Raw genomic sequence first — 11,642 nt, 5'->3', positions numbered from 1 at the left:
TCCGAAGGCGGCGTAACCATGTCAAGAAGATCATCGGTAAGCCGTGTGCGGGAAAACCGCACGCACGGATTGAAAGGGGACGGAGGAACCGGGCTCGCAGGAGCACCGCGCCTCCAACTACCAATGGGAACCTCTGCAACGGACTTCGCCATTCGTGTGGCTGCTCCTGGGGATGGACGCCGGGTAGCTGCTCTCGCCGCGCTGGCTCTAGGAGTCGAGGATGAGGGTGATCCGTCGAGTGACCTCTCCACCGTGATTGATCAGTTCGGAGGACGTATCCGCCTCTCGCACGGTGAGGCAGTATGCCGTGTCGCCGAGGACGCGCAGGGACAGGTGACGGGCATCGTGCATGCAGCCCCACCCGTCACGTGGATCGAGCAGCACCCCAAAGCTATGCACCGTGCGCTGGCGCGTGGCTTTACTAAGGTTGAGCTCCTTGCAGTCAGCCCAGAACGCCAGAACACCGGAGTTGGGAGCGCGTTGCTGGCAGAGCTTGAGAAGGCAGAGCGCGGCCGGAGCACCGTGGTGTTGTTTGCGAATATCAACGCAAATGACCAGCTGGTCCGGCGATGGTATGAGCATCGCGGCTACACGGTTGCATACGGTGGCGAGCCGACGGCCCTCCACGTGGGGGGAGAACTGGTAACCCTGGTGGACACGGACGACGGCTACCTGATTGCGGGCAAGGTCATCCAACAGGGCATGCGCCTGGCGCGCCACCACATGGGCGACGGCAGCACGTGTCTGCTCGTGGAGAAAACCCAGGGCTAACACTTCTGCTTCCTCATTCCTGATCATGCCAACAAGTGCACTGTCATGAATGAGGTAGCGATATGCCGTCCAGTCCCCTGGCCCCCGTACCGGGCATTCCTGAGCGCGGACGCCCCGAGTACACGAGCAAGACCGGTGCCAACTCTGCCCGCAAGGGCCGTCTCCGTTTTGAGGAGGGTATCGGCACTGACACAGATGTCCCCCGGGACTTCGGAGTCGGCGTGCTCTCAGGCTACGAGACCGCACCCGGCCGACCGAACCACAATAAGCAGGTATGGATTAAGCCCCCGGCTGAGACGCTTCAGGAGCGGGCGCACGTCGGCTCCGCTGCATGGCCGGAGGGACCGAAATTCCTCGGTTCGTTCGTCGATGGCGCTGGCTCTGGGGCAGAGCTGAAGTTCCAGGCAGCTGTCCGCGATGGCGGTCACCAGAACCGACCCAACTACGCGCGGATCTCCGACTCCAACAAGTAAACAGGCACGACACCAGAGAATCCTCTCGGCTACCGGTATTTCCGGGCTTGCTGGGAGGATTCTCTGCGTAAGCCGCTGTCGTGCTCCGAGGGCCGCCTCCTGCACGTACCTGTATTGGAGGTGATGCCCGGTGTCCTTCGCGTTCTACCCGCCGAGTATGCGCGCCGCCTCGTCAGACCTTGCTATATCTGTGTCCCCTCTGGGACTGATTGAGTTGTCTGACGAGGAGAGACCCGCCGGTCGAGTTTGAGGTACACGGTCAGAGACTGAGCCGATACTCCACCAACTGGGCCTTCTACCTTGGCTTCCACCACTCTTACCGACGAGAAGCCGGGGAGACGCAGAACACCATCAACTATGTGGGCGCGCTGGCCCGCTACGTCAACCATTTCACCTTCGGACGTGGAATCCACTTCGAGGTGAAGAGGAAGTACGAGCACATCGTCCCTGCTCTGCTCCGTCGCGCCTGGGAGGAAGACAACGACAAGAAGTCCCTCCTGTACGAGATCGGTGAGAACGGCGGAGTCACCGGCGACAGCTTCGTCAAGGTGGCCTACGAGGAGGCGTGGACCGATGGAGCAGGCCGTGAGCATCCCGGCCGTGTCCGCATCCTGCCCTTGTCATCGGCTCATGTCTTCCCGGAGTGGCACCCCCATGACCGCGGGAAGATGATTCGCTGCCGGGTCAAGTACCGGTTTTTCGGCACGACGACAGAGGGAACCCGGACCACCTTCACCTATGTAGAAGAGCTCACTGACGATCGGATCAAGGAGTTCATCAACGACGACCTGGTGGACGACAGACCGAACCCGCTGGGCATCATCCCCATTGCGCATATCAAGAACATCGCAATCAGCGGGAGCCCGTGGGGCAAGAGCGATATCGACGACATCATCCCGCTCAACCGGGAGTACAACAACGTCACCAATGACATCGCCGACATCGTCAACTACCACGCCGCCCCCACCACCGTCATCACCGGCGCCAAGGCAACCAACCTGGAGAAGGGCGCCCGAAAGCTCTGGGGCGGCTTGCCCAAGGACGCAAGTGTCTTCAACCTGGAGAACGGTGTCGACCTCAAGGGGCCGCTGGAGTACCTCGACGTACTGAAGAACAGCATGCATGAGTTGGTCGGCGTTCCTGCGACGGCCCTTGGCGCCATGCAGCCTGTGTCGAATACGAGTGGGGTCGCTCTCGCCATCCAATTCCAGCCGTTGGTCCAACGCGCGTCGCTGAAGCAGATGCAGTTCACTCTGGGCTTTAAGCGGGTGAACGAGCTGATCCTGCTGACGTTGTTCACGCACGAGCCTGAGACGCTGAAGTACGACCCCGAGACTGGCGGCATCAAGAAGGATGGCCAGCCCTTCGAGCTGGACCCGAAGGACCCTGAAATCTACAAGGTCGACATCGTCTGGCCGACGCCACTCCCTGTCGACAACCTCGTGAAACTCAACGAAATCCAGCTGAAGATGGCGCTCGGCCTGGAGAGCAAGCGCAGTGCCCTGTACGAGCTCGGTGAGGAGTTCCCCGACGAGAAGCTCGCCGAGATCGAGACAGAGCAGAAGCAGGACGCCCTGGCGCAGGGAGCACTGGAGTTCATCCACGCGGCTATCGCTACAGGGATCTTCGGCTCGCCGGACGGCACTACACCCGATAACACCCAGAGCAAGACCGACTCTAAGGTGCCGAATCAGAGCCCCAAACCCACCGATTCCGGCATCAGCCTGAAGTTCGGCATGGACGCCAAGAAAATCATGGACACAGTCGTGACGATGGCGCACGGAACGAAACTTCCGCAGCGTCAGCAGAAGTACAACCAGACTGATACCGCTGCTTAAGACGAGGACCTCCACATGGACCAGAACACCCTGACTGCCAGTGCCGAGCCCGAGACGTCCGAGGCTGCCATCGCACAGAGCCCTGTGCAGGCGGACGCACACGCTGACACGCCGACGCGCACCTATACCGACGATGACCTGGAGCGTGCGCGGAAGCAGGAGAAGGACAAGCTGTACAGCCGCATGAGCGCACAGGAGAAGATGCTCACGCAGCTCCAGGAGGAGCTTGCTACCCAGCGTGCTGCGCGTGAGGCGGAGCAGAAGGCGAAGGACGAGGCTGCCCAGAAGGCTGCGGAGGAGGCCGAGGCCAAGCGTAAGGCGGAGCTGTCGGCCAAGGCCCTCGTCGAGGAGCAGCGCCACGAGTTCGAGGCGCGCCTGGCGGCCATGGAGGAGCAGCGGCAGAAGGAGCAGGAGCTCTATGCCAAGGAGCGCGCCTGGCAGGAGCTCCAGCAGTACAAGACCGAGGCCATCGCGGCGGCGCAGAACGACATCGCGCCCGAGCTCCTGGACCTCATCGCAGGTGACGACAAGCCGACGGTCGATGCATCGATTGAGGCAATGAAGGCGAAGTCGGCGCAGATCGCTGCGAGCGTCCAGCAGGCCCAGGTACAGGCACGAGCCAACATGCGAGGAACCTCCGCAACGGGCTATGGCGTCGGCTCAGGGGGCATCGTTGGCGAGGTCCAGGAGCTGAGTGCGGAGCAGATTCGGAACATGCCGATGGCTGAGTATGTCAAGAGGCGCACTCAGCAGGGCATGCCAGGCTCCGTGCGGGCGAGTGGTCAGGGCTTGTTCGGATAGTTGAACATTCTTGGAGCGAAGCCCCCGACAGGAGTGCCGAGGGCTTCTTGCTGTCTTAACACATTGGTATGCCCGTGATCGAAACTGATGGCGAACAGGCTTGAGTGCGCCCTGGTGACTCCGAGGGGAAGGGGGTGCCAGTAACAGCGCGAGACCGGTTCATATCGCCAACACAGAAGGATCACGATATGGCATCTGCGATTACTGGTACGGGCTTCCTGTCGCCCAATCCTACGAACTACACGGGCCCCAACTCCCAGCTCACTCCGGCGATCCAGCAAATATGGTCGAAGGAAATCCTCTTTCAATCCATGCCGATCCTCAGGTACGAGGCTTTCGCTGTTAAGAAAACGGAGCTCGGGGTCTCTCCGGGCCTGACCATCCAGTTTATGAGGTACGACAACCTCAAGGATGCCAAGCAGCTCACCGAGGGTATCCACATGGAAACCCAAGCATTGACGGCTAGTCAGTTTTCAGTGAGTGTCCATGAACACGGCGCGGCTGTGGCTGTCTCGGAACTTCTGCTTAATGCCTCGTTCGACGACGTCATGGCTAGCGCCTCCCGTCTGCTCGGACGGAACATGGCGATTTACCTCGATGGCATGGCGCGAGACGTGCTTCTGGGAGCCACCTCTGTGCTGTACGGCCGAGATAAGTTCGACCTGTCTGGCGCCAAGGCGACGCGTACTCGACTCTCGCCTTTCGACAAGGGCGATGCCGCGGCCGGGCGTGACGGACTGACGAGCCATTACCTGACCGCCAGTACCGTCAAGGACGGTGTAGAGACCCTCGCCAGCAAGAACATTCCGCGGCTCGGTGACACCTATGTGATGTTCGTGCATCCGCATCAATCTCGGTGGCTCCGCGAGGACCCGGCGTGGATCAATGCGACCTCTTATGCGCAGCCCGGGAATTTCTCGATCGGGGAGATAGGCCGGATCGACGATACAATCTTTGTGGAAACGACGCAGGTCCGCCAGCTCCAGAACTCGGCAGGTAAGACCGTCTACCAGAGCAGCATGATCGGTGACAATGCTTTTGCTCACGCGATCAGTCTTCCGGTGGAACTCAGGGATGGCGGAGTCATCGATATGGGACGTGAACACCGACTTGGCTGGTATAGCGTGCTTGGTATGGGCTTGATTACCGACCAGAGTGTTGTGACTATCGAGACGAATTAAATCTGGATGCGCAGAAGCCCCCAATCTTGGTGAGGATTGGGGGCTTCGTTTCGTTGCTGCGGTCTACGGGAGCAAGAGATCCTTCTGCTTAGCAATGATGCCGCCTGTAAAGACACGCCAGTCGTCCTCGGATAGGACCAGGACCTGGGCGTCGGGGTGTCCGACGTCGTTAGAGTCGCGCAGTGCCACAACCCCGTCTACGAAAGCGACCTCAAGGCAGTTGTCTCCTCCGTTGCTGAGGAAGCTCTTGGTCCACTTGGCCTTGGAGAGGTCAACTTGCTTGATCATGAGTAACGTTCCTTGATCAAAATTTGGATATGGCGACGCGAAGCCTCGGGATCAAGGGCTTCTGTGCGAAGATGGTTGAAAGCGGTCTCGTAGCGGTCGGTGTCACTATTTTCCTCCAGGTAGATGGCTGTTGTCATCGGTTCGATTGCCACAACCGGAGGCCCTCCTGCGAAGCGCATGAGGTGGAAACTTCCGTCAAGTCCGGCATGGGCCCCGTAGTCGAACGGCAGCACCTGTATGGCGATGTGCTTGTGCTGCGTGGTGATGTCGACGAGCCGCTGAAGCTGATCGCGCATCACCTCTTTTCCGCCCATCTGCCTGTACAGTGCCGCTTCGTCGAGAATGCACCACAGCTTCAGCGGCTCGTCCCGTGTGAGAACTGCCTGGCGAGCCATGCGTAGCTTGACAAAGTTCTTGATCTGGTCGGCATGGTGCCACTTGCGGCTGCGCTCGACGACCGTGGTGGCGTACGCCTCTGTCTGAAGGAGGCCGGGGATCACGCTGGCGAAGGTGTCGCTCCTGGTGGCTACCTGTTCAAGCGTGAGGTACTCGGCGAATGGGTCTCGGATCGTCCCGCGAAACTCGTTGAGTAGGTTGCTGGGTTTGCCCTTGTAGGCAAGGGTGGCCAGCTCCTTGATCTCTTCCTTCCGCCTGCTGTCCGTGCAGCCGTACGCCTCGAAGAACGCGGCCATCATGGAAGGCTGAACTCGCTGACGAGCGTTCTCGATCTTGCTGAGGGCGGACTGGCCCGACAACCCGACCAGTTGTGCAGCCTGTTCCAAGCTCAGCCCTGCCTCCTTGCGGAGCGCTTTGAGCGCCAGGCCGAGCCTTCGCCGATGCACGTTGGGCTGGGCGTCCGTCATCTTCCACCTCCGACGACGCAGCGTACCGTTCGGCTGCTGCGGTGCTCGTGCTCCCATCAGGGCGTCAACTTTCTAGCACCTGGAGCTTGCGAGCAACCTTTCTCGCGAGCAACATGTCTCTCGACACAGGCTCCGCTGTCTGGGTGCGGCTTGGCGTGAACTGCACGCTGCCTGTGTCGAGTTGACCCTGTGGAGGTGACATGGCTGTCCCCAACCAAGGTCTCGTCCAGGAGTACGAAGACGTAGTCGACATGTACCCGGACAAGGGCGACACAATCGGCCGTATACGGCGAATCGTCAGGGCAAGGCTTCGGTTATGGGGCCTCGTCGAGGAGTTGGACGGCGCGCGGCTCGACCTACCGGTCACGGATGACGTGCTCGTGGTTGTGAGTGAGCTGCTCACCAACGTCTACCGCCACGCGGATAAGCGCGCGACCTTGTTGATGCAGCGCTCGGGTACTGCGCTGTACGTAGAGGTCGCAGATGGCTCGTCGGCTCTTCCCGAGCTTCGTGAGCCGGACTGGGAAGAGGGAACGGGGCGTGGCCTGCATGTGGTGGAGGCCGTCACCGAAGCATACGACGTCGTGCGGGCCGACGTTGGCAAGAGAGTCTGTTGCCTGTTCGAAGTTCCAGCACCATACGAGCTGTCGCCCTGCCGTACGTTGGGCTGGGTCTCATGACTACGCCTGTTGTGCTTCCGAATCTCCCTCTGGCGATACATGGCACGCTGATCAGTACGTCCAGTGGCGGCCAGCGAGTCCTCATTGAGCGCGCCGTTCTGGAGAATCCTAGGGCTGCGCTGTCTTGGCTCGACGACGCCTTTGTCCAGCACGAGATCGACGGGCCCTTTCCCAGGGCACGACGGGCTGTAATTCGAAGGCTTCGCCGTGATCTGCAAGGCCGGTCACGGTGGCTCGACGGTGATGCGAGCCGACCGTATGTCGTGCACTCCGAGAGCTACTCCTCCGATCTGGAGGGGTGCTTGTACGTGGTCAAGAAGCTTCCACTTGTAACGCCCTGCCTGCTGCTGGAGCGTGCCCCGTGAGACTTACCCGAGAGTCAATACTCGAAGACGTCCGTAACTACCTGCGCGTGCATGTGGAAGAGCTAGGGGTGTTGAAGCCTCTACATGATGCGCTGAAGGAACACCGCCATGATGGTGATGCGGCCTGCGACAGTAGGTGTCCGCTGATTGCCGTCAGCCCCGTTGTGCTGGATGAGCGTGATTCGGTCCTGCACTTCTTCCATGTGCCGACGAGGTCGTGGGTGTTGTACGCCGATTTCGTTGAGCCGTCGACGGAGAGCCTGGCGCATAGCGCTTACCAGATCCTCGTGGAGACGTTGGGTATGGACAGCGTTTGGCTCCCGCCGCAGCCCCAGCCGCCACTGTTGATCGATGTGAGCACAGTTCCCGGCGATCGGAATCGATGCATCCCACCCCGCACCTGTTACACATTCCGGTACCTGTTCAGGGCTCTGTCGACGCAGTTGAACTGTCCGGAGTTCACGAAGTTCGGGACGAAGTGGATCTCGATCCGCGATGTTCGAGACAGCCTACTTCGGAAACGAATCGCTGTCGCTGCGATGAGGCCCGGCTGAGCCGGATCGGCCTCGGGTGCCTGTTCGTGATTCTGACCTGGCTCCTGGTGAGTCTGTCAGTTACCGAACTCATCGAGCAGTACGGCTATTTCTGAACCTATAAAGGAGGAGGTGAAGGTGGACGTGGAACAGCGAACTCGGTGCTTTAGTGCCGAGTGTGTCGCCCTTCGTGAGGCTCCTTTCAGCCTTACCCTGCTGTGGCACTTCGGTTCTTGGTCTGCCTGGGACGTGATGATTCAGGTTCACTCACGTGCCCAGTTCCTTGCAGCGCTCTTACCTGTCCCTGTTGCTGAGCAGGTTTTGTCCTGGGTCGAGGATGACGCGCTCTTCCGTCAGGATGTAGCTGCACTCGAAGGCGGTGAGGCGTTTATCGGTTACGCGTTCCTTGTGCCGAATGAGAGCCTCACCTACGAAATCACTGTCCGTCGCCCGACTTTCGTACGTCAATGTGCCGCAGGGGAGCGCATTGGCCGCCTGAGTACGGGCGTGTAGATCTCTTGAAGTCTCTCGCCGCTGAGGAATGGACATGTTCCGCTCTAAGTTCCGTCACGTAGACCACACGATCTCCCGGGTGGATGGCACTTTGATTTACGGCGCGAAATGCCATGGGTGTGGCTGGAAGGTGAGGCACAACCCCGATGAGGCGGCTGTGGACCTGGCGTGCCTGGAACACAGTGGCCGCTCTGGCCACGGGTCGTTCAAACTTATCTGCACAGTCCAAGCCACAGTGATCAGAAAGGGATGAGCCAGAGGAGACAGAGACATCAGAGGGCCAGGCGCCCTCGTGCGATAACGAACTGAACGTCAAAATCCAGGCAATTCAAGCCGAGCTGGAGAAACAGCATGGGTTTACGCAAGATCGTCAGTGACTCGCAGGCATCGTCGTGCTACTTCCGTACCTCGGTCGATCACCCGAATCGCAAGGCTCTGGTACAGATCACCGAGCGGTGCAACCTGACGTGTGCTCACTGCTTCGTGTCGGCCGGACCGTACGGCGACACCATGCCTCTCGAAGAGATCCGGGGGAAGGTGGTACCGCGCCTAAAGGAGAGCCGCGTCACCCGCGTCACCCTCACGGGCGGGGAACCGTTCGTTCACCCGAACCTCCTGGAGGTGATCGACGCGTTCCGCACGGGCGGCATGAGCGTGGGAGTCTGCACGAACGCGACGCTGGCCACCGACGACCAGATCGAAGCGCTGGCAGGCATGGGCGTCCACACCAACGTCAGCCTCGACGGGTTCGCTGAGAACTCCCACGGAAAATTCCGGGGGAACCGAAAGTCGTTCTACACCACCGTGGAGACGGTGAAGAAGTTCGCGACGGCAGGCATCCTCCAAGGGCTGCTGTGCACCCCCAACTCCCTCGCCGAGGACCGGGAGTACGCCGACCTATGCGCCTTCGCCAAGGAACAGGGTGCTCGGTACGTACTGATGAACCCCCTGTCCAGCATGGGGCGCGGGGTGAAGGCGCAGCGGAAGCTGGCCAGTCCTGAGGAGCACATGCGGCGTATCCACGAGCTGACCGAGCCGTTCGCCGACGACCTGGACATGGTGCACATTCGGTTCCCGAACGACTCCAAGCCTCTGGCTGGGTGTGAGGCGGGAACGATCATCTATGTCTTCACAGCGGGAGAGGTAACGGTCTGCCCGTACTTGGTCTTCGCCGCCCGGACACCGCAGTCCCAGCACTCCGACAGCGAGTTCATCGTCGGCAACATCTGGACCGACGCGGACATCGCGGCCCGGCTGGACGCCTACAAGTTCCACGAGCGCTACACCCTCGGAGACAACCCCACCTGCGGCTCTTGCACGCTGTCGGATGGGTGCGGGAAAGGCTGCCCGGCAGCCGTGGTGTCCGCAGGCCAGCGGATCGGCTCCGTCGACGCGGAGCAGTGCCCGGTCACGCCTTCTCCTGGCCGCTCCCTGCTGCCGGTGGTGTCCACGTGACCCTCAAGTCCAGCGGCCTGTTCGTCACCCTGGACGGCCCCGGGGGCGTGGGAAAGTCAACAGCGCTAGAACTCAGCGCTGTCCAGTTGGACAACGCCGGGGCGCTGGTGCACACCACCGTGGAGCCGTCACGGGCGTCCTTGGGCTATCTGGCACGGCATGGCACTGAGACGTACCAGGGGAGGGAGCTCGCGTGCCTGATCGCAGCCGACCGTTACCACCACGTGCGTACTGAGGTCCAGCCTGCTCTCGACCAGGGGTACGTGGTCCTCTGTGATCGGTACATTGCGTCTTCGCTGGTCCTGCAACGCCTGGACGGCGTGGACCAGCAGATGATCTGGGAGCTGAACCGGCATGTCCTGCGGCCGGATCTCTCGGTGATCCTCACAGCAGCACCAGGGGTGATCGCGAAGCGCCTCCAAGCCCGAGGAGCACACAGTCGCTTCGAGCGTATGCATGACAACTCCGCAAGAGAGGCCACTCTGTTCACGGAAGCCGCTACCTTTCTCCAGGAGGCGGGCTTCCACACACTGGTCATCGACTGCACCACGCGCAGCCCCGCCCAGGTAGCTGAGGCCGTCTCCCATGAGATCACTGCACTGCTGACAGGGAGATAGGCATGCCGACTGAGGCTCCGGTCAATTCCATCAGGATGCTGACGCTCAACATCGGCGGACCATCCCCGGAACGGGCGCAGCGCCAGCTCGCCTGGCTTGCGCAGCGCCCGGAGGATGTACTGATCTTGACCGAAACAACGCCCAGTCGTGGATGCGATCTCTTGGCGGAGCGGTTCGAGGGCGCCGGGTACGAAGTGGTGTACCCGGCGCCTGAACGGGGTGAGCGCGGGGTTTTGATCGTCAGCCGCTTGCCGATCAGCGCGGGCGGAACGCTGGAGACTGGTTACCTGCCCTACCGTGCGGTGCGGGTGGCGGTTAAGGCCCATGACGGACCGCTCGACATCGTGGGCCTGTACGTCCCGTCACGGGACGCCAGTGCACCCAAGGTTGAGCGCAAGCGTCGATTCCTCGAAGAGGTCCAAAAGGCGCTTCCTGGCGGAGGCACGCCGTCCAGGCGCGTGGTGATCGGCGACTTCAACGTCCTGGAACCAGGGCATGTTCCCCGATATTCTGCGTTTCGGGCGTTCGAATACGGCTTCTACCAGTGGTTTGATTCGGTTGGCTATCTGGACGCTTTCCGGGAGCTTCATCCCAGTACCCATGAGTACTCATGGGTGGGGAGAACCGGCGACGGTTACCGGTATGACCACGCATTCGTTTCGGGCTCTCTCCGTGCAGCAGTACACTCATGCGCTTACGTGCACGAGCCGCGTCACTGCACGGAGCCCCGGCTCAGCGACCACTCCGGACTCAGCCTGCGGCTGGCGGTCAACCCCGTTGAAGCTCTCCCGGTCTCTGATCCAATAAACATCCGGGCCCAAGAGCCTCCAGCACTGTTCTAGGTGAAAGTGAAAGAGATCCACTAAATGGAGCACTGCAAGCCAATGGATGATGAGACGTCATGGGACATCGTGAGTCGAATCGTGGAGTGGCTGGACTCGAAGACTGATCTGCCACCCAGCACGGTGGAACTCCTGCGCGTGCTGAAGATCGGTGAGGAGTACGGGGAAGTGGCCGAAGCCGTCCACGGCGTTATGGGCTCTAATCCCCGCAAGGGGGTGAGCCACACGCAGGATGACATCGTAAGGGAGCTGTTCGACGTGATCCTGACTGCCATGGTCGCTGTGGTGACCATGAGGCCGGACGCGAAGAAGGCGTTCGGCGCACATCTCTCCTCCGCCGCCGACAGATTGCTCTCCAGCTGACCCAGGCAGTGGCGAAGCTCGGCTAACTCCTCTTTGAGATCCCTGCGAAGATTTCTCGC

The 11,642-nt window shown here is 61.0% G+C and carries 13 protein-coding genes; 11 read left to right on the top strand and 2 right to left on the bottom strand.

The window, feature by feature from the left end; genetic code table 11:
• From K6I34_RS00395 to K6I34_RS00380, 4 genes are all read left to right on the top strand, one after another.
• A partial coding sequence (locus K6I34_RS00395; RefSeq protein ID WP_229321946.1) for a GNAT family N-acetyltransferase occupies positions 1 to 771 on the top strand: 771 nt, incomplete at its 5' end.
• 682 nt (positions 772 to 1,453) lie between these two features.
• Positions 1,454 to 3,082, top strand: a complete 1,629-nt coding sequence (locus K6I34_RS00390) for a phage portal protein (protein ID WP_229321945.1) — start codon at positions 1,454 to 1,456, stop codon at positions 3,080 to 3,082.
• Positions 3,083 to 3,097: 15 nt separating this feature from the next.
• Complete coding sequence (locus K6I34_RS00385) at positions 3,098 to 3,883, top strand: hypothetical protein (protein ID WP_229321944.1); 786 nt, start codon at positions 3,098 to 3,100, stop codon at positions 3,881 to 3,883.
• Positions 3,884 to 4,071: 188 nt separating this feature from the next.
• Entirely contained in the window at positions 4,072 to 5,064 is a 993-nt protein-coding gene (locus K6I34_RS00380; RefSeq protein WP_229321943.1) for a N4-gp56 family major capsid protein, read from the top strand.
• 63 nt (positions 5,065 to 5,127) lie between these two features.
• Here K6I34_RS00380 and K6I34_RS00375 read toward each other — a convergent pair whose 3' ends face one another.
• Positions 5,128 to 5,352, bottom strand: coding sequence for a DUF397 domain-containing protein (locus K6I34_RS00375; RefSeq protein WP_229321942.1), 225 nt, complete (start codon positions 5,350 to 5,352; stop codon positions 5,128 to 5,130).
• Positions 5,349 to 6,215 (bottom strand): helix-turn-helix transcriptional regulator, encoded by an 867-nt coding sequence (locus K6I34_RS00370; RefSeq protein ID WP_229321941.1) that lies wholly within the window; start codon positions 6,213 to 6,215, stop codon positions 5,349 to 5,351. The genes K6I34_RS00375 and K6I34_RS00370 overlap by 4 nt, the downstream gene beginning before the upstream one ends.
• 200 nt (positions 6,216 to 6,415) lie before the next feature.
• Between K6I34_RS00370 and K6I34_RS00365 the strand changes: the two genes are divergently transcribed.
• The 7 genes from K6I34_RS00365 to K6I34_RS00335 all read left to right on the top strand — a co-directional run bounded on the left by K6I34_RS00365 (position 6,416) and on the right by K6I34_RS00335 (position 11,583).
• On the top strand, positions 6,416 to 6,895 hold the full coding sequence (locus tag K6I34_RS00365) for an ATP-binding protein (protein ID WP_229321940.1): 480 nt from the start codon (positions 6,416 to 6,418) through the stop codon (positions 6,893 to 6,895).
• A 361-nt stretch (positions 6,896 to 7,256) separates the two neighbouring features.
• Positions 7,257 to 7,814 carry a hypothetical protein gene (locus K6I34_RS00360; protein ID WP_229321939.1) on the top strand — a complete coding sequence of 186 codons (558 nt, stop codon included), beginning with the start codon at positions 7,257 to 7,259 and terminating at the stop codon, positions 7,812 to 7,814.
• A 117-nt stretch (positions 7,815 to 7,931) separates the two neighbouring features.
• Positions 7,932 to 8,306 (top strand): hypothetical protein, encoded by a 375-nt coding sequence (locus K6I34_RS00355; RefSeq protein WP_229321938.1) that lies wholly within the window; start codon positions 7,932 to 7,934, stop codon positions 8,304 to 8,306.
• A 351-nt stretch (positions 8,307 to 8,657) separates the two neighbouring features.
• A complete protein-coding gene (locus K6I34_RS00350; RefSeq protein ID WP_229321937.1) occupies positions 8,658 to 9,761 on the top strand; it encodes a radical SAM protein in 1,104 nt (367 codons plus the stop codon).
• Complete coding sequence (gene tmk, locus K6I34_RS00345; RefSeq protein WP_229321936.1) at positions 9,758 to 10,378, top strand: dTMP kinase; 621 nt, start codon at positions 9,758 to 9,760, stop codon at positions 10,376 to 10,378. Before K6I34_RS00350 ends, tmk begins: the two co-directional genes overlap by 4 nt.
• A gap of 2 nt (positions 10,379 to 10,380) precedes the next feature.
• Positions 10,381 to 11,220 (top strand): endonuclease/exonuclease/phosphatase family protein, encoded by an 840-nt coding sequence (locus K6I34_RS00340; RefSeq protein ID WP_229321935.1) that lies wholly within the window; start codon positions 10,381 to 10,383, stop codon positions 11,218 to 11,220.
• Between the two features lie 24 nt (positions 11,221 to 11,244).
• Positions 11,245 to 11,583, top strand: coding sequence for a MazG-like family protein (locus K6I34_RS00335; protein ID WP_229321934.1), 339 nt, complete (start codon positions 11,245 to 11,247; stop codon positions 11,581 to 11,583).
• Positions 11,584 to 11,642 lie beyond the last annotated feature (59 nt).

The sequence above is a fragment of the Streptomyces sp. UNOC14_S4 genome (assembly GCF_020740835.1).
Taxonomy (GTDB): Bacteria; Actinomycetota; Actinomycetes; order Streptomycetales; family Streptomycetaceae; genus Streptomyces.
This window is presented reverse-complemented; position numbering and strand designations above follow the sequence as displayed.